Below are 22,814 nucleotides of genomic sequence, written 5' to 3'. Positions count from 1 at the left end.
AAACTTTCATGCATCCCAGATTAAAAGCCGCAGCGAGTGCGGCAAAGGAGGAAATGGAAACGTGAAGAAATATGGAGTAAATGAACTTCGTCAGATGTTCCTGGATTTTTTCGAGAGCAAGGGCCATCTGATCATGAAGAGTTTTTCTCTGGTTCCCCAGAATGATAAGAGCCTTTTGCTCATCAATGCGGGAATGGCGCCGCTCAAGCCATATTTTACGGGGGCAGAGATCCCGCCGTGCAATCGGGTGGCAACGTGCCAGAAATGTATCCGTACCGGTGATATCGAGAATGTCGGAAAAACAGCGCGCCATGGAACATTTTTCGAGATGCTCGGCAATTTTTCGTTCGGCGATTATTTTAAGAAAGAGTCCCTGGCATGGTCCTGGGAGTTTCTGACGGAGGTGGTGGGCCTGGACCCCGACCGTCTCTATCCGTCTGTCTATCTCGAAGATGATGAAGCGTTTGATATCTGGAATAAAGAGATCGGCATCGCTCCGGAGAGGATCTACCGGTTTGGGAAAGAGGACAATTTCTGGGAACACGGTGCAGGTCCGTGCGGACCGTGTTCCGAGGTCTATTATGACAGAGGTGAACAGTATGGCTGCGGAAGTCCTGACTGTACGGTCGGATGTGAATGCGACCGTTATATTGAAGTTTGGAATAACGTGTTTACACAGTTTGAAAATGACGGAAACGGCAATTATGTGACACTGGAACATAAGAATATTGACACCGGAATGGGGCTGGAACGTCTCGCGGTTGTCGTACAGGAGGTGGACTCGATCTTTGATGTGGATACCATCTGTGCACTTCGTGAAAAAGTCTGCGGGATTGCGGGAAAGAAATACAAAGAGGATGCGGATGATGATGTATCCATCCGTCTGATCACCGACCATATACGCTCCGCAACGTTCATGATCTCCGACGGTATCATGCCGACGAATGAGGGCAGAGGCTATGTGCTGCGCCGCCTGATCCGACGTGCTGCCAGGCATGGGCGTCTGCTCGGCATCAGGGGGCAGTTCCTGGCAACCTTGAGCGCCACCGTGATCGAGGGCTCAAAAGACGGATATCCGGAGCTTGCAGAAAAGAAAGACTTTATCTTCAATGTGCTGACAAATGAAGAGAGCCAGTTCAACAAGACGATCGATCAGGGACTTTTGATTCTTGCGGATATGGAACGCGAGATGCAGGAAAAGGGTGAAAAGGTGCTGGACGGACAGCAGGCATTCAAGCTGTATGATACGTATGGCTTCCCGGTCGACCTGACGAAAGAGATCCTGGAGGAAAAGGGATACGCCGTAGACGAAGACGGTTTCCGCAGGGAAATGGAAGAGCAGCGTGAACGTGCGAGAAAGAGCCGGGAAGTGACAAACTACATGGGTGCGGATGCGACAGTGTACGACGGCATTGATCCGTCTGTCACGTCGGAATTTGACGGCTATGGAACGCTTGCGCTGGACTCGGCGATCTCTGTGATGACGACGGAGACTGACATCGTGGACAGCCTGATGGAAGGACAGAAGGGCACGATCATCGCGGAAAAGACCCCGTTTTACGGGACGATGGGCGGCCAGCAGGGGGATGTCGGAGTGATCGTAAGTCCGGACGGCGAGTTCCGGGTGGAGGATACGATTCACCTGCGCGGCGGGAAGATCGGACATGTCGGTGAGATGATTTCCGGTATTCTGAAAACGGGCCAGACGGTAACGCTGAAGGTGGATGATAAGAAGCGCTGCGATACGGAGAAGAACCACAGCGCCACACATCTGCTGCAGAAAGCGCTGAAAACCGTACTGGGCGCTCATGTAGAGCAGAAGGGGTCACTTGTGACGCCGGGACGTCTTCGATTTGACTTTGCGCATTTCCAGGCGATGACACCGGAGGAACTGGAGCAGACAGAAAAACTGGTGAATCAGGAAATTCAGGCGAATCTCCCTGTCGAAACAAATGTCATGACCATTGAAGAAGCTAAGAAATCAGGGGCAATGGCACTGTTTGGGGAAAAATACGGTGAAGAGGTGCGCGTGGTTACCATGGGGGACTTTTCAAAAGAACTCTGCGGCGGTACGCACGTAAAGAATACGGCGTCCATCTCCCTGTTTAAGATCGTGTCGGAGTCGGGAATCGCTGCCGGCGTGCGCAGGATCGAGGCACTGACAGGCGATGGGGTCCTTGCATATTATAAAGAGCTGGAAGACAAAATATCATCCATCGCGAAGGCATTGAAGACTTCTTCTGCTGAGATTCTTGACAAGATCGCACATCTGCAGACGGAGATGAAAACGCTTCAGAGTGAAAACGAGTCTCTGAAGAGTAAAATGGCTCAGGAATCCCTGGGAGATGTCATGGATCAGGTTGTGGAAGTCAAAGGCGTCAAGGTGCTTGCGAGTGCATTGAACGACGTTGATATGAACGGACTGCGTGATCTCGGCGATCAGCTGAAAGAGAAGCTGGGCGAAGGTGTCGTTGTGCTGGCGTCCGCATGCGGCGGCAAAGTCAGCCTGATGGCAATGGTGACTCCTGAGGCTATGAAAAAAGGAGCACACGCCGGTAATCTGATCAAGGCTGTGGCCGCTGTCGTCGGCGGAGGCGGAGGCGGACGTCCGAATATGGCTCAGGCTGGAGGAAAAGACGTATCCAGGATCCCACAGGCGATCGAAGCTGTAGTGTCTGTCGTGGAAGAGCAGATAAAGTAAATATAAGGTAATTTTTTTCTGAAAATGATCAAAAGCAGTTGACGTATGGAAAAAATCTGTTATAATTACTATTAGTGCAGTAAAATATACCCAAACAGTTGTGTATGCACAATCTACAACTGGAGGGAGGTTAGGTGTGAGTCTATGTCAAACGTTATCGTAAAAGAGAACGAAACTCTGGACAGCGCTTTACGCAGATTTAAACGTAGTTGCGCAAAGGCTGGAATTCAGCAGGAGATCCGTAAAAGAGAGCATTACGAGAAACCAAGTGTTCGTCGTAAGAAAAAATCGGAAGCTGCCAGAAAACGTAAATATAATTAATGTGCCAAAAAATCCTTGACGTTTCGTCAGGGATTTTTTAGTATAGAGAGTGGGAGATAAATAACAGAGAAGAAGGGAGAAGATACGATGTGGACGATACCGATGTTCGGAACCGATTTATATCATATCATTCATTGGTTTTTAATATACAGTCTGATGGGGTGGATCGTAGAATCTATCTACATGTCACTGTGTAACCGCAAGCTGACGAACAGGGGATTCATGAGCAGTCCGATCTGTCCGATTTATGGTGTTGGGGCTTTGACGCTCTACTTTATCTTAAGACCGTTGGATGGAAATTACATAGCTCTGTATTTTGCCGGATGTATTCTGGCAACACTTCTGGAACTGGTGACAGGATATCTGATGCGTTATATGTTCGGGGCTGTGTGGTGGGACTACCATGACAAACCGCTGAATTTTGATGGATTGATCTGTCTGGAGAGTACTCTTGCATGGGGGCTCTACACAGTTCTGATGTTTGCGTTCCTGCAGAAATTTGTTGTTCGGATCGTGGACAGCTACTCGTATAATACGGGTGCGATTGTCGGCACGGTTGCGATCATAGTGTTTGGATTTGATTTTCTGGTGCACCTGTATTCGGCGAAGAAGGGATCTCTGAGTGAAGGGATTGCGGAAATCAGAGAGATGATCAGGAGTATCCGTTAAATATTAGAAACAATACGAACCGCGGGTCTGGACCCGCGGTTTTTTAGCGTACAGGAAACTTTTTCATTACAACGGAATCATATTTATCCGCTTTGCATCGTACATTAGAGAAGGAACAGATGTGGGGGGACAAAGATGAGGAAAAAGATTGGGATCATATTGATCTGTATGCTGATGCTGATTCAGTTGTTGTCCGGAACATACGCCGTATGGGCGGAACCGGCATCAGAAGGAGAGCAGAATACACAGGAGGAAGGCACACAGCCGGAGGGCGAAGCGGTTTCGGTAGATGCGCCTTCTGTTATTTTAATGGAATCGTCTACCGGTCAGGTTCTCTACGAGAAGAATGCAGACGAGCAGAGAAGCCCGGCCAGCATCACGAAGATTATGACGCTGCTGCTGATTTTTGATGAGCTGGAGAAGGGAACCATAAAGCTCACGGATGAGGCAGTCACGAGCGCCCATGCAAAGAGTATGGGGGGATCGCAGGTGTTTCTGGAAGAGGGAGAGAAACAGACGGTGGAGACGCTGATCAAATGCATTGTGATAGCGTCGGGGAATGATGCGTCGGTCGTGATGGCAGAGCATATTGCCGGGAGCGAGGAAGAATTCGTCAAGAGGATGAATCAGAAGGCGGAGGAACTGGGACTGAAAGATACACGCTTTGAGGACTGCTGCGGCCTGACCGATTCGGCGGGGCACTATACGACAGCCCACGATGTCGCGGTCATGTCAAAGGAGCTTATCACGAATCATCCGGAAATTCTTACATATTCTTCAATCTGGATGGAAAACATTACTCATGTGACCAGACAGGGGAGTAAAGAATTCGGGCTGACAAACACAAACAAGCTGATCAGGGGGTATGACGGCTGTGTGGGGCTTAAGACAGGGAGCACATCCGTTGCAAAGTACTGTGTGTCGGCAGTGGCTTCCAGAAATGACATCACGCTGATATCTGTCGTGATGGGGGCGCCGGATGTGAAGGCGAGGTTCCGGGATGCAGCCACCATGCTGAACTATGGGTTTGGTATCTGCAGCCTGTATGTGGACGACAATCAGGAAAAGCTTCCCAAGGTGCCTGTGGCATTTTCAATAGAGAAAGAGGGAGCCTGTGCGTACGAAGAGGAGTTCAGGTATCTGGATACAGAAGGTGTGAATACTGAAAATATTGAAAAAGAGACGCAGTTTAAGACGGATGCCAGGGCGCCGGTGCAGAAGGGCGACGTCGCCGGCCGTGCGGTGTATTACCTGGACGGAAAAGAGATTGGAAGCGTCAATCTTGTGTTTACGGAGGATATAGAAAAAGCAACCTATCCGGATTATCTGTATCAGGCATGGATGCGGTTCTTAAACGGAGGAAAAACTTGAACTTGACAGAAATTTATTGTAGTATAGAGAAGATGTGAAAAGAGGAATGAAACAACCATGACAAAATGCGTGATAAAATACTATGGGATTCACAGCAGGAAGGCAGTATCGGCGGAGGACAGCATACGGCTTGTTTTTGTGAGTGACCTGCATAACGTATCGTACGGTAAGGGGAACCGGGGACTGGCAGAAAAGATACTGGCACTGCATCCGGATGTCGTATTGATCGGGGGGGATCTGATCGTCGGAAAGCCGGAACAGCCGATGGATGCCGCGCTGGCATTTATTCGGAATCTTTCCGGCCGGGTCCCGGTCTATGCGGCAAACGGGAACCATGAGTATCGCCTACGTATTTATCCGGAGACGTACGGCGATATGTATGATACGTACCGCAGGGGATTGACTGAGAACCATGTGACACTGCTGGAAAATGAGAGCAGTGTATTCTCAGTCAGAGGCATGAAGGTCGCGCTGTACGGGTATGAGCTGAAGCGGGAATATTATGACCGCTTCGCACATATGGAGCTGCCGCTGTCTGAGATAACGGATGTTTTTCCGGCACCCGCAGAGGATGCGTATAATATTCTGCTTGCTCATTATCCAAAATATTTTCCGACGTATGTCAGGTGGAAGCCCGATCTGATTCTCTCCGGGCATTATCACGGTGGAGTCGTACGGATGGGAAAAAGACGGCCGCTGATCGGAAATGATCTCACATTTTTTCCGAAGTACGGGTATGGAAGCCATACAGAAGGGGACACAACCATGATTGTGAGCTCAGGGCTCGGTGATCACACGATACCTTTTCGGCTGCATAATCCAAGAGAACTTGTCGTAGTAGACATCAGAAAGTAAGGAACAGAGGTTTGCATATGGGGATTCCCGTAAAACTGCAGGTGTTTGAAGGTCCGCTGGACCTTTTGCTGCATTTGATCGATAAGAATAAAATAGATATTTACGACATACCGATTGTGGAGATTACCAATCAGTATCTGGACTATATCCGTCAGATGCAGAGACAGGACCTGAACATCATGAGTGAATTCATGGTTATGGCGGCCACGCTGATTGATATCAAATGCCGGATGCTTCTCCCGAAGGAAATCAATGAAGAGGGAGAGGAGGAAGACCCGCGGGATGAGCTTGTACAGCAGCTGCTTGAATATAAAATGTACAAGTATATGTCATATGAACTGAGAGAGCGGATGGCGGCTGCGTCCAGGAGTATCTACAGGAAGAATACGATGCCGGCGGAGGTGATTTCCTACCGGCCTCCGATAGACACCAGGGAGCTTGTGGGCGATATGAATCTTGAAAAGCTGCACGCTGTCTTTTTGTCTGTGATGCGGCGTCAGGAGGACAAGCTGGATCCGATTCGAAGCAAATTCGGAAGAATAGAACAGGAGGAGGTAAGCCTGCCTGATAAAATGACATATGTGGAGACGTTTGCGCGCAGCCGTAAGAAGTTTTCCTTTCGTGAACTGCTGGAACGGCAGTGCAGTAAAACACAGGTTGTGGTGACGTTTCTGGCGATATTGGAGTTGATGAAGACAGGACTGATCAGAATCAGTCAGGAATATATATTTGACGAGATACAGATCGAGACAGTGGGGATTGGTGAATCATGAACATAAAAAATACGGAAGCTGCCATTGAAGCAATTTTGTTTGCCATGGGTGAATCTGTAGAACTTTCCAGGATAGCGAAGGCGATCGGATGCGATGCGGCTACCACGCAGAAACTTATTCGCGACATGATGCTGCGGTACGAGCAGGAAGACCGTGGAATTAAGATCATTGAACTGGAAAATGCTTATCAGCTGTGTACAAAACAGGAATATTACGATAACCTGGTACAGATAGCTCTGCAGCCGAAGAAGGCGGTGCTGACGGATGTGATGCTGGAGACGCTGTCCATAATTGCGTACAAACAGCCGGTCACACGGCTGGAGATAGAGAAGATCCGCGGTGTGAAGTGTGACCATGCCGTCAATAAACTGGTAGAGTATAATCTGGTACAGGAGGTCGGACGTCTTGACGCCCCCGGCCGTCCGATCCTGCTGGGTACGACAGAAGAATTTCTGAGGAGTTTCGGAGTAGAATCGACAGAGGAACTGCCGTCCATCAGCCCGGTACAGCTGGAAGACTTTAAAGCAGAGGCAGAAGAGGAGGTCCAGCTGAAACTGAATATTTAGATAACTGCATATTGCGTCATCGGTGAAAGATGTCCGTGAGGGTCCGGCTTGCCGGGCCCTTTCTTAATTTCCTGAAGGTGATAATAAATTATATTTTTCCTCATAGAATAAAAGGAGGACATACACAAAACGGATGAGTGAATCACATGAAAAAAAGGATTGTTTTGATGGGAGTTCTTTTGGCGGTCATTTGGGGAGGGCAGGCCGTCTATGCACAGGAAGAGCCGGCGGACAGTGAACTGTATGCCCGTTCAGCATGTCTGATGGATGCCGATTCCGGGCGGGTGCTGTATGAAAAAGACGGGGAGGAAAAACGGCCCAATGCCAGTACAACGAAGATTATGACATGCATCCTGGCTCTTGAGAACGGTAATCCTGACGATACGGTGACAGCGACAAAACGCGCGGCAGGTCAGCCCAAGGTACATCTCGGGGTACATGAAGGAGACCAGTTCAGGCTGAATGACCTTCTCTATTCCCTGATGCTGGAGTCACACAATGACAGCGCTGTGATGATAGCGGAACATATCGCAGGGAGTGTGGAAGATTTTGCGGGTATGATGAATCAGAAGGCTCAGGAGATTGGGTGTGAAAACACCTATTTTATAACGCCGAACGGTCTGGATGATCAGAATGAACAGGGAGTACACGGGACAACGGCGCAGGATCTGGCAAGGATCATGAGGTATTGTATCATGCAGTCCCCCAAACGGGAGGAATTTCTGGCGATCACACAGACGGCGTCGTATACTTTCTGGAATATGGAAGAGACGGTCATTTATAACTGCTATAATCACAACGCATTTCTGTCGATGATGGAGGGCGCACTAAGCGGAAAGACGGGATTTACGGCAGATGCGGGATACTGTTATGTGGGAGCCCTTGAGCAGGATGGCAAAACATTCATTGTCTCACTTCTCGCCTGCGGGTGGCCCAATAACAAGAGCTATAAATGGTCAGATACGAAGAAGCTGATGACTTACGGCCTCGAACATTATTCCATACAGGATGTTTTGATACGAGAGCTTCCGGCTGCACAGCTGGAGGTACTGGAAGGACAGCACGGCGGAAGACTCTCTGAAGAAGCCGTGGTGCCCCTGAGCTACCGCTGTGACATGGAGCAGCAGTCTCTGAAGGTACTGCTGGGTGCAGATGAGGAGGTTCAGGTAGAGAAAAGTCTGCCGGATGCGCTTCAGGCGCCGGTCAAAGCCGGGACAGTGGTGGGGAAAGTGTCATATCTTCTGGATGGGGAGGTTCTGAAAACATATCCGGTGTATGCCGATGACAGTGTAAAGAAGATTGATTTTATCTGGTGTTTTGATATAATAAAACAAAAGTATCTGATGAGGGGGTGAGGTCATGCAGAAACGGCTGATGCCGGGAAGACTTCTGGATGATAACGGATGTCTGCAGGAGGCCGGCTATGCTACGTGTCCCGTGAAAGAATACAGGAGGGCTGAAGTCCGCCAGGGGACACTGCGTATCAAAGAATGGGACTATTATCTGATCTGCAACGAACATTTTGGAGTTGCGCTCACGGTGGCGGACAACAGTTATATGGGGCTGGTAAGCATTTCGTTTCTTGATTTTGAGCAGAAGAGGGAGACGACGGTAAGCCCGATGACTCTGCTTCCGATGGGCAGGACGGGGATGCCGTCCTCCTCGGAGGCGGGCGACGTCAGGTTTGGCAGCCGCCGATGTCAGTTTTCATTCGTGAAAGAAAAAGACCGCCGGATTCTGACTGCAGGGATGAAAAACTTTAAGGACGGACTGCCGATCCGTATGAAAATCCATCTGACCCGGGAACCGGAGGACAGTATGGTGATCGCCGTTCCGTTCCGGGAGAATCCCAGGGCATTTTACTATAACCGGAAGATCATCGGGATGCGTGCGAAGGGGATCGTGGAAATCGGAAGCCAGAGGTTTTATTTTCAGCCGGAGGACAGTTTTGGGCTGCTGGACTGGGGACGCGGTGTATGGCCATATGATAATACCTGGTACTGGGGCGCGGCGCAGGCGCTGTTGGGAGACCGCGTATTTGGTTTTAATCTGGGTTACGGTTTTGGAGATAACAGCCGCGCTACGGAAAACATGCTGTTTTTTGACGGGCGCGCTCATAAACTGGAGAGCGTCCGCTTCCTGATTCCGGGAGAAGAAGAGGGACAGACGGAATACATGAAGCAGTGGAAGATTGTGTCTGATGACGGACGGCTTGCGCTCACCTTTACTCCGATTCTGGACAGGAGTGCACGAACTTCTGCAGGGATTATCTTAAGTGACCAGCATCAGGTGTTCGGACATTTCGACGGAACCGCGGTGCTTGACGACGGAACCAGGGTACCAGTAGAACACATGCAGGGATTTGCAGAAAAAGTACATAATAAGTGGTAATTTCAAAACAGGAGGATATGTCTGTGTATGATGCCGTAATCATAGGTGCGGGTGTGACGGGGTGTGCAGCGGCGCGGGAGCTGTCGCGGTACAGGCTGCATGTCTGTGTGCTGGATAAAGAGGAAGATATCTGTACAGGCACGTCCAAGGCCAACAGCGGACTGGTTCATGCAGGTTATGATGCCGTTCCGGGCACATTAAAAGCCAGGATGAATGTTCTGGGAAACAGGAAGATGGATGTCCTGGCAGAGGAGCTTGATATACCGTTTCGAAGGAACGGCGCAGTTGTGCTGTGCCGGGAAGGTCAGAACGAAGCAGAGCTTGTAAGGCTCATGGAGCAGGGGTATAAAAATGGCGTGCCTGGTCTGCGGCTGCTGAGAGGGGAGGAGCTGCACAGGATGATCCCTGTGGCCGCAGACGATGTAAAGGCAGCGCTGCTGGCGCCGGGTGCCGGAATCATCTGTCCGTTTCGGCTGACGGCGGGGCTTGCGGAGAATGCCTGCACCAATGGCGTGGAGTTCTGGATGGACTGTCCCGTCAGACAAATCGATAAACAGGAGGACGGGTACTGCCTGCATACCGGGAAAGGAAAGATACGGACCCGCTGCGTGATCAACGCGGCAGGAATCTATGCGGATGTGTTCAACAATATGGTGAGTGAAGAGCAGCTTCGCATTACGCCGCGCCGCGGGGAATACCTCCTGTTGGACAAGCGGGCGGGTTCTTATACGCAGCACACGATTTTTCAGATGCCCGGTCCGATGGGAAAGGGAGTGCTGATCACGCCCACCGTCCACGGCAATCTGCTGGTGGGGCCGACAGCGCAGGATGTACCGGACAGAGACGCCGTCTGCACGACGGCGGAGGGACTTTCACAGGTGCAAAAAAAAAGCATGGACGGTATCAAAGCCCTGCCGCTTCACGAGACCATCACATCCTTTGCAGGACTTCGGGCACATGAGGACGGCGGGGATTTTGTGATCGGTGAGGCGAAGGGGGCGCCGGGATTTTTCAACGCTGCGGGTATCGAATCACCGGGGCTGTCAGCTGCTCCGGCGATAGGGTGTGAGCTGGCCGGGATGACGGCGGCCTATTTGAATGCACGGGAGAAGCAGGAGTTTACAGCGGTTCAGAAAAATATCTTTTCGGCTGCGCAGGCAAGTGCAGAAGAACTCCGCATGAAGATCAAAGAGAATCCGGCGTATGGCAATGTGATCTGCAGATGTGAGACCGTGACGGAGGGAGAGATCGTCGAGGCGATCCGAAGAAAACCGGGCGCGCGCTCTCTGGACGGTGTGAAGCGGCGGACGAGAACGGGAATGGGCAGATGCCAGTCGGGATTCTGTATGCCGAAGGTGATGGAGATTCTCTGCAGGGAACTCGGACTAACCCCTTCTCAGGTGACAAAAGCCGGAGGTACTTCGTATTTGCTGAATGGAGACAGCGGGAAGGCGGGTGGACGATGAAAACGGATGAACCAAAGCATTACGATGCAGTGATCATCGGAGGCGGTCCTGCGGGCATGGCGGCGGCTGTTGCCATGAAACGAGAGGGCATCGATCGCCTTTTAATCCTGGAACGGGATGCTGAACTCGGCGGTATTTTGAATCAATGTATTCACAGCGGTTTTGGTCTGCATACCTTCCATGAAGAGCTGACCGGGCCCGAATATGCAGCGCGTTATGTGGAGATGGTCGACACGCTTGGTATCGCATATGAGCTGGAGAGTATGGTTACAGATATCACACAGGAACGAATTGTGACGGTTATGAGCAGCAGAAAAGGACTTCAGCGGATCACAGGGCGTGCCGTGATCCTGGCAATGGGATGCAGGGAACGTCCGCGCGGATCGCTTGGCATCCCCGGATACCGGCCCGCCGGCATCTATACAGCGGGTACGGCACAGAGGCTTGTGAACCGGGACGGGCTGATTCCCGGCAGAGAAGTCGTGATCCTGGGATCGGGAGACATCGGTCTGATCATGGCGCGCCGCATGACGCTCGAGGGGGCGCATGTTAAAATGGTGGTGGAAATGAAGGACAGACCGGGAGGACTGCAGCGAAATATTGTTCAGTGCCTGGATGATTTCGAAATACCGCTCAGGCTTAACAGTACTGTCACGGAGATACACGGCAGACAGCGGATCTCCGGTGTAACGGTTGCAGAGATTGATCAGAACGGACAGAGGGTGAACGGCACCGGGACATACGTTGCCTGTGACACGCTGCTGCTGTCGGTGGGGCTGATTCCGGAAAATGAACTGACTGAGAAACTCGGGGCCAGGATGGATGAGACGACGCGAGGGCCGAAGACGGATAAAGACTGCCGTACCAGTGCAGAGGGGGTATATGCGTGCGGAAATGTACGCCGTGTCCATGATCTGGCTGATCATGTGAGCCGTGAGGCGGAAAGGGCCGGGATGGCTGCGGCAGCTTACCTGAAAGGACACGGCATATGAAAAGAACATTAATATGTATCTGCTGTCCGAAGGGATGTACGCTGCAGGTGACGGCGGAAGAAAATGGACAGGTATCCGGGATCAGCGGATACGAATGTGAAAATGGCAGAGAATATGGGATAAAGGAATGCACACGGCCTTCCAGGACGGTGACATCCACGGTGCCGGTTGCAGGCGGAGCGGTGAAAAGGGTTCCTGTCAAAACGGCGCGGGAGATCCCAAAGGAACGGATACCGAAATGCATGGAGGAAATCCATCAGACCGTGGCGCAGGCACCGGTGAGGATCGGAGATATCCTGATCCGGCGTACGGCAGGGACAGATGTTGATGTGATTGCTGCCGGAAATGCAGCCGTGAAAGAGACAGGGGGATGACAGATGGAACAGTACATGATGGCCCTGGACCAGGGCACGACAAGTTCGCGCTGTATTTTATTTGACAGAGCGGGAACGATGAGGAGTGTGGCACAGAAAGAATTTACACAGTATTACCCAAAGCCGGGATGGGTGGAGCATGATCCGATGGAAATATGGTCCTCACAGCTGAGTGTGGCTACAGAGGCCATGGGAAAAATCGGAATTGACGCCAGAAATATTGCGGCGATCGGTATTACGAATCAGCGGGAAACTACGATCGTTTGGGACAGAAACACCGGAAAGCCGGTATATCCAGCCATTGTGTGGCAGTGCCGGAGAACAGCGGAGATGATAGATGCCATAAAAGCGGATGGGAAAGAAGCCTGTATCCGGGAACGCACCGGTCTGATTCCGGATGCGTATTTTTCGGGAAGCAAGCTGGCATGGATCCTGGATCATGTGGATGGTGCAAGGCAGCGGGCGGCGAACGGTGAACTGCTGTTTGGAACGGTTGATACCTGGCTGATCTGGCAGCTGACTCAGGGCAAGGTGCATGTGACGGATGTGACGAATGCGTCGCGGACGATGTTATATGATATTCACAGGATGCGGTGGGACGAAGAGATTCTGGAGATGTTTGGGATCCCGGGCTGTATGCTGCCGCAGGTAAAGCCGAGCAGCTGTGTCTATGGCTGTACAGACAGGAATGTGATGGGCGGCGAGATCCCCATCGCGGGGGCTGCGGGTGACCAGCAGTCCGCACTGTTCGGACAGTGCTGTTTTGAAGCCGGAGACATTAAAAACACGTATGGAACGGGCTGCTTTCTGCTGATGAATACGGGAGAACAGGCGGTACGGTCAAAGTCGGGGCTATTGACAACCGTGGCGGCAAGCGTGGGCGATACGGTGCAGTATGCACTGGAGGGAAGCGTGTTTGTTGCGGGGGCCGCGATTCAGTGGCTGCGGGATGAACTGAAGATACTGGACAGCGCACCGCAGTCTGAGGAATACTGCCGGGCGGTGGAGGATACAGGGGGCGTCTATGTGGTGCCCGCATTTACCGGGCTTGGCGCTCCTTACTGGGATCCGTATGCCCGCGGAACCATCGTCGGACTGACGCGCGGGACGGGACGCGCACATCTGATCCGGGCCACGGTGGAATCTCTTGCCTATCAGGTATCAGATGTGATTGAGGCGATGCAGAGAGATTCCGGTATCCGGACCAGAACGATCAAAGTGGACGGCGGTGCGTGTGCAAATGACTTTCTGATGCAGTTTCAGTCGGATCTGCTGAATGCAGAGGTAGAAAGGCCGCGCTGTATCGAGACGACTGCACTCGGGGCTTCTTATCTGGCCGGGCTGGCGGTGGGGTATTGGAGTGACCGGGAAGACATTCGGAAAAACTGGGCGCTGGAACACACGTTTATTCCGGAGATGAAGGAAGAGGAACGTAAGAAAAAACTGAAAAACTGGAAACGGGCAGTCCGCTGCTCCCGGAATTGGGAGAAAGAAGAGGACTGACACAGGAGGAAAATACATGAATAAGGCACTGCAGGTGCTGCTGAAGGCGCTGTCAGAACCGGAAGCCGACATGAACTTGAGAAGAACAAGGTATCTGATGAATTTGAAGTCCATTGACGTGTTTAAACGGTTTTACCGCACGATCGATGATAAGATATACAACAATGGGGTGGAGGTTCCGCTGCGCATCTATTTTCCGGATGAAGATTCTTTCGATACGGTGGATATTGATGCCTACTGCAGAAAACATAAAGACATTGACAGGAGAAAAATGGTAGACAACACGTATCCCGTGCTGTTGTTTTTTCATGGAGGAGGATTTGTGACGGAGAGTGTGGAGACGTATAACAGGATCTGCTGGAATATGTCCAGAAATACACAGCACGTAGTCGTCTCCGTTGACTACAGGCTGGCTCCGGAACACCGTTTCCCCACGCCGTTTGATGACTGTTATGCGGTGGCGAAGGCTATCTTTACGGACCAGACCATACTCCATGTGAAACCGGAGCGCATAACGATTATCGGCGACAGTGCGGGAGGAAATCTGACGGCTGCGGTCTGCCAGAAAGCCAGGGATACGGGGGACTTTAAGGTGCACAGGCAGATACTGATCTATCCTTGTACCGGTAATGACTATTCGGACAGTACGCCGTTTGCATCCGTGAAGGAAAACGGTTTTGATTATCTGCTGACGCAGAAAAACCTGCAGGACTATATGAATCTTTATCAGAGCAGGGAGGAGGACCGCTTAAGTCCATATTTTTCCCCGCTGCAGGCGGAGGATTACAGTGATCTTCCCGCGGCGCTTGTGATCACAGGGGAATACGACCCGCTGCGCGATGAGGGTGAAGAATATGCCAGGCGGATGCGGGCTGCGGGGGTGCCTGTCAGCCTGCACCGGATCAGGGATGCGGTCCATGGATTTTTTCTGCTGACGACGCTTTATCCGGCGGTAAAAGAAACGTATGAATATATCAACGATTTTTTGAGAGAGGTAGATAACGGTGTTTCAGGAAAAGAAAACACGGTGGAGAAGTCTGGAGAATACGGCCAAGATCTTTCCTGCTACGAGCGGTAAAAAAGATGAGCGGGTGTTTCGGTTTGCCTGTGTGCTGAAAGAGCCGGTGATCGGGGAAACACTGCAGGAGGCGCTGGATTTGGCGCTCGAGGAATTTTCGATGTTCCGGTGTGTGCTGCGAAAGGGTTTCTTCTGGAATTACCTGGAGGAATCGGAGGAGAATGCGATCGTCCGCAGGGAGTATAAGCGGCCTTGCAGTCAGATTTATGTCAGAGACCAGAAGAGTCTGCTGTTTGAAGTGACGTATTATAAAAACAGAATTAATTTTGAGACCTATCACGCGCTCACGGATGGGACGGGAGCCCTGCATTTTCTGCGCGCGCTTGTCTATCACTATCTGTCTCTGCTGTATCCGGGTCAGATCGATTATGATGCCGGAAAACTGCAGCTGATTCAGACAGAGGAAGACAAAGAGGAAGACAGCTTCTGGAAATACTACGACCGCGATACCAGGCGCCAGAAAATCAAAAAATATAAGGCCTGTCAGCTCCACGGCAGAAAAATGGATTATGGACAGATGCAGCTGACGGAGGGAATCGTGTCCACGAAACAACTGCTTGCGGAAGCGAGAAAACGGGGGACGACAGTGACCGTGCTGCTGACAGCTCTGTATCTGAAAGCGATCGCACAGGACATGACGGTCAGACAGAAGAAAAAACCGGTGGTCCTAATGATACCGGTGAATCTCAGAAATTACTATCCGTCAGAATCCATGCGCAACTTTTTTGGATGGATTGATATCGGCTATTCATTTTCAGAATCCAGTGATGATCTGGGAGAGGTGATCAAAGCCGTAGATGAGATGTTTAAAAAAGAGCTGCAGCCGGATAAGATCGCGGCCCGCATGTACGGGCTGATGGATTTTGAGATGAATCCGCTTGTACGCGCGCTGCCGCTGGAATTAAAGCTCTATTCCATGCAGGTGGGGGCATTTGCCAGCAAAAACACGGTGACGGCAATTTTTTCGAATGTCGGAAAAGTGGATATGCCCAGGGAGTGCATGCCACATATTGATTTCTTCGATGTGTTTACCAGTACGCCCAAACAGGAGCTTGCGATGTGTTCCTACGGAGACAAGATGGTATTCAGCTTCACGTCCGCATACGCGAATCAGAGAGTGGAAGCATGCTTTTTTAAGGGGCTGGAGGCTCTTGGAGTACCCGTTAGCATGATTGATGAGAGGGAGAGCTTCCCGGATCTGAAAAAGGAAAACTCCAGGCAGGACGTGCTTCTGAAGTGTTTCAATTTTTTCTGCGTTGCGGCAGCGGTGATCTGCGGAGTCCTCAACGGAATCATAAATCCGGATTTTAAATGGAGTCTCTATGTATTCGGGGCGCTGCTGTGCGGCTGGGTGCTGACGACGGTGGCAGTGCGCAAGCGGCGGGATATGATGAAAAATATCGTCTGGCAGACGGTACTCATTTCCATCGGACTGGTGATCTGGGATTTGGCGACGGGGTGGCGAGGCTGGTCCGTCAATATAGGATTTCCGGCCGCGGTGGGAGCAGCACTGGTGGCCATGCTGATCGTAACGGCGGTCTTCAGGCTTCCGTCACCGCGTTATATGATCTACTTTTTTATGATATGTCTGCTGGGCATGCTGCCGTTTCTTCTGCTGGCTGCAGGAATCCTTACAATGCGCATACCGGCTATGATATGCAGCGGGGCGAGCCTTCTGGTCCTGCTGGCGCTTCTGATCTTTCAAAGAGAGGCGTTGTTTAATGAACTTGCCAAAAAATTTCACATTAACCGCATGAAAGGATGAATCTTTTGATCAAATACCAGGATATTAAAAACAACGAGACAGTCAGGACATATATCACGAAAGCGGATGAATCACTGATTGCACTTGGCTTTACCGAACACAGCTTTGCCCATGTCACAAAAGTTGCGCAGACAGCTTCCTATATACTGGAAACTCTGGGGTTTGGCGAACGAGACTGTGAACTTGCAAAAATCGCCGGATTTCTTCACGATATCGGTAATCTGGTGAACAGGACGGACCATGCCCAGAGCGGGGCGCTTATCGCTTTCAGGCTGCTGGACCATATGGGAATGGAGGCACAGGAGATCGCGACGATCGTCACGGCGATCGGCAATCACGATGAAGGAACGGCGGAAGCAGTGAATCCGATCGCTGCGGCACTGATCCTGGCGGATAAAACAGATGTACGGCGCAGCCGTGTAAGGAATAAGGACAAGACGACATTCGATATCCATGACAGGGTGAATTACTCTGTCAAACGGTCCGTGGTTAAGATCAATGAAGACAGGACGCTGATTAAACTGAAACTGACGGTTGATCTTCACTACGGTTCGATTATGGATTACTTTGAGATCTTTATGGTGCGCATGCTGCTCTGCCGGAAGGCAGCGGAATCGCTTGGAATGGGATTTCGCCTGATAATTAACGAACAGCAGGTGGTATAAGGGTGAATTTTTCAGATTCATCCTTTTTTTATACCGAATTTGAAAGTTTTAATTCAACATGATATTGAAATAAAGTGAAAGTTGCAGTACAATTATTTACAGTGGATCTGCAGCTTACTGCAGACAATTTTATAGAAAACGGAGGGGCTTATCATGAGTAACACTACAGTGAGCGCTGCGATGGGCAGAATTAACGCGCTGCTCGACGCAAACAGCTTTGTGGAAATCGGCGGACAGATCACGGCGCGCAGCACAGATTTCAACTTATCTGAAACAGAAACGCCTTCCGACGGCGTCATCACAGGATACGGTGTGATCGAGGGAAGTATGGTCTATGTTTACAGCCAGGACGCGTCGGTATTAAAGGGAACCATCGGTGAAATGCATGCCGGGAAAATCGTGCGTTTGTATGAGCTTGCCATGAAGACCGGAGCTCCTGTCCTGGGATTTCTGGATTGCGCGGGGATGCGTCTGCAGGAGGCGACGGATGCATTGCATGCGCTTGGAGAAATTTACAGAAGCCAGGTCATGGCGTCCGGAGTCATCCCGCAGATCACGGGGATTTTCGGCAGCTGCGGAGGCGGTCTGGCGATCGTCCCGGGACTTACCGATTTTACTTTTATGGAAAAAGAAACCGGGCACCTGTTTGTCAATTCACCGAATGCCATTGACGGCAATGAAAAATCAAAGTGCGATACATCATCCGCTGTCTTTCAGGGTGAAGAGACAGGGCTTGCGGACAAAGTGGGAACAGAGGCGGAAATCCTCAGTGAGATGAGACGGCTCATTGTAATGCTTCCGGAGAATAATGAGGACGATTCTTCTTATATTGAATGTACGGATGATCTGAACAGGATCTGTGAGCAGTTGGAGAACAGTGCAGGCGATGCGGCGCTGATGCTCACGCAGCTGGCGGATGCTCACGAGTTTCTTGAACTGAAGAAAGATTACGGTAAAGACATGACCATCGGCTTTCTGCGGCTGAACGGGATGACTGTCGGCGCGGTTGCGAACCGAAGCGAAGAGTATGATGCTGACGGAAATCTGAAAGAATCTTTTGGTACAGTTCTTTCCGCCAGAGGGGCCAGAAAAGCTGCAGACTTCATAAGGTTCTGCGATGCATTCCAGATACCGCTTTTGACGGTGACAAACGTGACCGGGTTCAAGGCGACGAAGTGTGCAGAAACACATATGGCGAAATCTGTTGCTGCGATGACGTATGCGTTTACCGAGGCGACTGTTCCGAAAGTCAACGTGATCACCAGGAAGGCATACGGAAGCGCGTACGTTGCGATGAACAGCAGAGCACTTGGAGCTGACATGGTATTTGCGTGGCGGGATGCGAAGATCGGCATGATGGATGCAAGGGCTGCGGCAAAGCTGATGTATATCGATGAGGGTATCGATGTTATTGACCGGAAAGCGGCGGAATATGAGGCGCTTCAGGACAGCGCTGCTTCTGCGGCAAGACGGGGATATGTAGATGCGGTCATTGATCCGAAGGACACACGGAAACATGTGATCGCCGCGTTTGAGATGCTGTTTACAAAACGGGAAGACCGGCCGGGGAAAAAACATGGAACGGTATAAGAGAGGTGGACGTATGAAACAGTCATTAAGAAAATGTATAAGTGTGCTGTTGCTGTTGTTCTGTACAATCACCCTGTGTGCCTGCGGATCCCGAAACAATACATCCGGACTCACCGATGAGGAGTCGGAGAGCTGGAAGACGCAGACCGTCAGTTTTGTGAGCCAGATGACAACGATGTCTGATGAAGATCTGGAAAGCCTTCTGCAGTACGGGAAATTCTATGAGAGTGCTGTTTCAGCCTGGAAGGATAACCGCGATGTACTCGGGGCATACAAGGACGCGGGACAGACGAAATGTACACTGGATGGGCAAATTATAACGGTGACCTCCAAAATGCAGTTTGAGAAGAAAGATGCGACGGTTACCCTGACGATCAACAGGGAAGAAAATACACCGACTTATCTGTCCGTGGAGGTGAGCAGGACACTCGGGGAAAAGATGAAGGAGGCCGGGGGAAACACCGTACTTGGGATTCTGATCGTATTTGTCGTGCTGTTTTTCCTGAGCTTTTTGATTTACCTGTTTAAATATATTAACCTGTGGGTTGCGAAGCGCGAGCAGAAAAAGGGCGGGCAGCAGAAACCGGCTGCGGAGGCCGCAATGGCTCCGCGGGTGGAGAGACAACAGGAGGATGTGACGGACGATACGGAGCTTGTCGCGGTGATTACAGCGGCGATTGCGGCACTGGAACAGACACCGGCAGACAGCTTTGTGGTTCGTTCTGTAAAAAAAGTCCATAGAAACAACTGGAAGAGAGCATAGGAGGATTCGATATGAAAAGCTATACGATCACTGTAAACGGAAATGTATATGATGTCACTGTGGAGGAACGCACAGACGGTCCGGCAGCTGCCCCGAAGCCGGTAGCGGCTGCAGCGCCAAAAGCTCCGGCTGCCCGGCCTGCGGCAAAACCGGCAGGCGGATCGGCAGGTGCCGTTCAGATCACGGCTTCTGTTCCGGGGAAAGTATTTAAAGTGGAGGCGAGTGCCGGCCAGAGCGTGAAAGCGGGGGATACGATCGTGATCCTGGAGGCAATGAAGATGGAGATCCCGGTTGTCGCTCCGCAGGACGGAACGATAGCGGGTATCGATGTAGCTGTAGGCGATACGGTAGAATCTGGAGATGCACTGGCATCCATGGATTAGGACAGGGGGTCATGAAATGTTAGAAACATTATCAAACCTGCTTCACCAGACGGCGTTTTTCAACCTGACCGGCGGAAACCTGGTGATGATACTGATCGCCTGCGTGTTCCTGTTTCTGGCGATAAAAAAAGGCTTTGAGCCGCTTCTGCTGGTTCCGATCGCCTTCGGTATGCTGCTGGTCAATATCTATCCGGATATCATGGCGGGACCGTACGTGGATGCACAGGGGGTAGAGCACGCAGCAGGTCTTCTGCATTATTTTTATAAGCTTGACGAATGGAGCATTCTGCCCTCTCTGATCTTTATGGGAGTCGGTGCGATGACAGACTTTGGCCCGCTGATCGCGAACCCCAGGAGTTTCATCATGGGAGCGGCAGCTCAGGTAGGAATCTATGTTGCGTATTTTCTGGCTATTCTTCTTGGCTTCGGACCGGCGGCGGCAGCGGCGATCTCGATCATCGGAGGCGCAGACGGACCGACGTCCATCTTCCTGGCGGGTAAGCTGGGACAGACTGCACTGCTCGGACCGATCGCGGTGGCGGCTTACTCCTATATGTCGCTGGTACCGATCATACAGCCTCCGATCATGAAGCTGCTGACGACAGAAAAAGAGCGGAAAATCAAGATGGAACAGCTTCGCCCGGTGTCGAAACTGGAAAAAATACTCTTCCCGATCATTATCACGATCGTCGTCTGTATGATTCTCCCGACAACTGCACCGCTTGTCGGAATGCTGATGCTGGGAAACCTGTTCAGGGAGTGCGGCGTTGTCAAACAGCTGACGGAGACGGCTTCGAATGCATTGATGTACATCGTAGTCATTCTGCTTGGAACTTCTGTGGGTGCGACGACCAGTGCGGAACGTTTCCTGAACTGGGATACGATTAAGATTGTGATACTGGGACTCATAGCGTTCATATTTGGAACGGCGGGCGGCGTTCTGCTGGGCAAACTGATGTGCAAACTTACAAAAGGAAAGATCAATCCGCTGATTGGATCAGCAGGTGTGTCAGCGGTGCCGATGGCGGCACGCGTCTCCCAGAAAGTGGGGGCGGAAGCGGATCCTACGAATTTCCTGCTGATGCATGCCATGGGTCCTAACGTGGCCGGCGTGATCGGAACGGCTGTTGCGGCGGGAACTTTTATGGCAATATTTGGAGTATAGGAGGGATAACATGGCGGATATAGAAAAGAAACCAATCAAGATAACAGAAACGATCCTGCGTGACGCACATCAGTCTCTGATCGCGACAAGAATGACGACGGAGCAGATGCTTCCGATCGTCGATAAATTGGACAAAGTCGGTTACCATTCCGTGGAGTGCTGGGGAGGCGCGACATTTGACGCGTCACTTCGTTTTCTGAAGGAGGATCCATGGGAACGGCTTCGCAGGTTCCGCGACGGATTCAAGAACACGAAACTTCAGATGCTCTTCCGAGGGCAGAATATTCTCGGATACCGTCCGTATGCGGATGACGTCGTGGAATATTTTGTACAGAAATCGATCGCGAACGGCATCGATATCATCCGTATCTTCGACTGTATGAATGATCTGCGAAATCTTCAGACGGCCGTGAGTGCCGCAAACAGGGAAAAAGGCCATGCACAGGTGGCACTGTCTTACACTATCGGAGACGCGTATACGCTGGAATACTGGACCGGGATGGCAAAGCAGGTGGAAGCGATGGGGGCAAATTCGATCTGCATCAAGGATATGGCGGGACTGCTGCTTCCCTATCAGGCGACAGAGCTGGTGACTGCACTGAAACAGGCGACATCGATTCCCATTCAGCTTCATACGCACTACACGTCCGGCGTTGCATCCATGACGTATATGAAGGCGGTTGAGGCCGGCGTCGATGTGATCGACACTGCGATGTCACCGTTTGCACTCGGCACTTCCCAGCCTGCGACAGAGGTTATGGTGGAAACGTTCAAGGGAACACCCTATGACACCGGTTTTGATCAGAATCTTCTGGCGGAGATTGCTGATTATTTCCGTCCGATCCGTGACGAAGCGCTGGACAGCGGCCTGCTGAATCCTAAAAATCTGGGTGTGAACATCAAGACGCTGCTGTACCAGGTACCGGGAGGCATGCTCTCGAATCTGACCTCGCAGCTGAAGGAGCAGCATGCGGAAGACAAATACTATGAGGTGCTGGAAGAGGTACCGCGTGTCCGAAAAGACCTTGGGGAATGCCCGCTTGTCACGCCTTCCTCACAGATTGTCGGTACTCAGGCTGTGTTCAACGTGATCATGGGAGAACGGTATAAGATGGTTACAAAGGAGACGAAGGCTGTTTTGTCCGGGCAGTATGGGGCAACCATCAAACCGTTCAATCCCGAAGTCCAGAAAAAATGTATTGGAGATACGGAACCGATCACCTGCAGGCCGGCGGATCTGATCGAGGATGAACTGGATACCCTGGAAAAAGAGGTGGCCCCGTGGAAGGAACAGGATGAGGACGTGCTTACGTACGCACTGTTCCCGCAGGTGGCTACGGATTTCTTCAAGTACAGGGAGGCTCAGGAAAAAAAGATTGATGCGGCGGCGGCTGACAGGGAAAACAAGGCTTACCCGGTATAA

Annotated in this window: 21 protein-coding genes; all 21 read left to right on the top strand. The window is 51.3% G+C overall.

What is annotated here, in order from left to right; all coding sequences use genetic code 11:
• The first annotated feature begins 61 nt into the window (after nt 1-61).
• The gene (alaS, locus tag NQ502_RS01265; RefSeq protein WP_028528412.1) at nt 62-2,701 is read left to right on the top strand and encodes an alanine--tRNA ligase; all 2,640 of its coding nucleotides are present in this window, start codon (nt 62-64) and stop codon (nt 2,699-2,701) included.
• Nucleotides 2,702-2,845: 144 nt separating this feature from the next.
• Entirely contained in the window at nt 2,846-3,022 is a 177-nt protein-coding gene (gene rpsU, locus NQ502_RS01260) for a 30S ribosomal protein S21 (protein WP_004222305.1), read from the top strand.
• A gap of 87 nt (nt 3,023-3,109) precedes the next feature.
• Complete coding sequence (locus tag NQ502_RS01255; protein ID WP_028528411.1) at nt 3,110-3,691, top strand: putative ABC transporter permease; 582 nt, start codon at nt 3,110-3,112, stop codon at nt 3,689-3,691.
• Nucleotides 3,692-3,826: 135 nt separating this feature from the next.
• Nucleotides 3,827-5,062, top strand: coding sequence for a D-alanyl-D-alanine carboxypeptidase family protein (locus NQ502_RS01250; RefSeq protein ID WP_044983190.1), 1,236 nt, complete (start codon nt 3,827-3,829; stop codon nt 5,060-5,062).
• A gap of 57 nt (nt 5,063-5,119) precedes the next feature.
• Complete coding sequence (locus NQ502_RS01245; protein WP_028528410.1) at nt 5,120-5,917, top strand: metallophosphoesterase; 798 nt, start codon at nt 5,120-5,122, stop codon at nt 5,915-5,917.
• 17 nt (nt 5,918-5,934) lie between these two features.
• Nucleotides 5,935-6,690, top strand: coding sequence for a segregation and condensation protein A (locus tag NQ502_RS01240; protein ID WP_028528409.1), 756 nt, complete (start codon nt 5,935-5,937; stop codon nt 6,688-6,690).
• Nucleotides 6,687-7,256: an SMC-Scp complex subunit ScpB gene (gene scpB, locus NQ502_RS01235; protein ID WP_028528408.1), complete on the top strand. Its 570-nt coding sequence runs from the start codon at nt 6,687-6,689 to the stop codon at nt 7,254-7,256. The genes NQ502_RS01240 and scpB overlap by 4 nt, the downstream gene beginning before the upstream one ends.
• Before the next feature lie 146 nt (nt 7,257-7,402).
• The gene (locus NQ502_RS01230; protein ID WP_044983189.1) at nt 7,403-8,611 is read left to right on the top strand and encodes a D-alanyl-D-alanine carboxypeptidase family protein; all 1,209 of its coding nucleotides are present in this window, start codon (nt 7,403-7,405) and stop codon (nt 8,609-8,611) included.
• Nucleotides 8,612-8,615: 4 nt separating this feature from the next.
• Nucleotides 8,616-9,647, top strand: a complete 1,032-nt coding sequence (locus NQ502_RS01225; RefSeq protein ID WP_028528407.1) for a DUF2804 domain-containing protein — start codon at nt 8,616-8,618, stop codon at nt 9,645-9,647.
• 23 nt (nt 9,648-9,670) lie between these two features.
• Nucleotides 9,671-11,113 (top strand): NAD(P)/FAD-dependent oxidoreductase, encoded by a 1,443-nt coding sequence (locus NQ502_RS01220; protein ID WP_028528406.1) that lies wholly within the window; start codon nt 9,671-9,673, stop codon nt 11,111-11,113.
• Nucleotides 11,110-12,105, top strand: a complete 996-nt coding sequence (locus tag NQ502_RS01215) for an NAD(P)/FAD-dependent oxidoreductase (protein ID WP_028528405.1) — start codon at nt 11,110-11,112, stop codon at nt 12,103-12,105. The genes NQ502_RS01220 and NQ502_RS01215 overlap by 4 nt, the downstream gene beginning before the upstream one ends.
• Complete coding sequence (locus NQ502_RS01210; protein ID WP_028528404.1) at nt 12,102-12,479, top strand: DUF1667 domain-containing protein; 378 nt, start codon at nt 12,102-12,104, stop codon at nt 12,477-12,479. The genes NQ502_RS01215 and NQ502_RS01210 overlap by 4 nt, the downstream gene beginning before the upstream one ends.
• Before the next feature lie 3 nt (nt 12,480-12,482).
• The gene (glpK, locus tag NQ502_RS01205; protein ID WP_028528403.1) at nt 12,483-13,982 is read left to right on the top strand and encodes a glycerol kinase GlpK; all 1,500 of its coding nucleotides are present in this window, start codon (nt 12,483-12,485) and stop codon (nt 13,980-13,982) included.
• A gap of 16 nt (nt 13,983-13,998) precedes the next feature.
• The gene (locus NQ502_RS01200) at nt 13,999-15,060 is read left to right on the top strand and encodes an alpha/beta hydrolase (protein ID WP_044983187.1); all 1,062 of its coding nucleotides are present in this window, start codon (nt 13,999-14,001) and stop codon (nt 15,058-15,060) included.
• Nucleotides 14,987-16,825, top strand: coding sequence for a DUF6320 domain-containing protein (locus NQ502_RS01195; protein WP_028528402.1), 1,839 nt, complete (start codon nt 14,987-14,989; stop codon nt 16,823-16,825). Before NQ502_RS01200 ends, NQ502_RS01195 begins: the two co-directional genes overlap by 74 nt.
• Nucleotides 16,822-17,490 carry an HD domain-containing protein gene (locus NQ502_RS01190; protein WP_044983186.1) on the top strand — a complete coding sequence of 223 codons (669 nt, stop codon included), beginning with the start codon at nt 16,822-16,824 and terminating at the stop codon, nt 17,488-17,490. Before NQ502_RS01195 ends, NQ502_RS01190 begins: the two co-directional genes overlap by 4 nt.
• 153 nt (nt 17,491-17,643) lie before the next feature.
• A complete protein-coding gene (locus NQ502_RS01185) occupies nt 17,644-19,080 on the top strand; it encodes an acyl-CoA carboxylase subunit beta (protein ID WP_028528400.1) in 1,437 nt (478 codons plus the stop codon).
• Between the two features lie 13 nt (nt 19,081-19,093).
• Nucleotides 19,094-19,843 carry an OadG family protein gene (locus NQ502_RS01180; RefSeq protein WP_049898106.1) on the top strand — a complete coding sequence of 250 codons (750 nt, stop codon included), beginning with the start codon at nt 19,094-19,096 and terminating at the stop codon, nt 19,841-19,843.
• 11 nt (nt 19,844-19,854) lie between these two features.
• Complete coding sequence (locus NQ502_RS01175) at nt 19,855-20,226, top strand: biotin/lipoyl-binding carrier protein (protein WP_028528399.1); 372 nt, start codon at nt 19,855-19,857, stop codon at nt 20,224-20,226.
• A 16-nt stretch (nt 20,227-20,242) separates the two neighbouring features.
• Nucleotides 20,243-21,391, top strand: a complete 1,149-nt coding sequence (locus NQ502_RS01170; protein WP_044983184.1) for a sodium ion-translocating decarboxylase subunit beta — start codon at nt 20,243-20,245, stop codon at nt 21,389-21,391.
• A gap of 10 nt (nt 21,392-21,401) precedes the next feature.
• A complete protein-coding gene (locus tag NQ502_RS01165; protein ID WP_028528397.1) occupies nt 21,402-22,814 on the top strand; it encodes an oxaloacetate decarboxylase subunit alpha in 1,413 nt (470 codons plus the stop codon).

The organism is Ruminococcus gauvreauii (assembly GCF_025151995.1).
In the GTDB taxonomy this organism is placed as follows: Bacteria; Bacillota; Clostridia; order Lachnospirales; family Lachnospiraceae; genus Ruminococcus_G; species Ruminococcus_G gauvreauii.
This window is presented reverse-complemented; position numbering and strand designations above follow the sequence as displayed.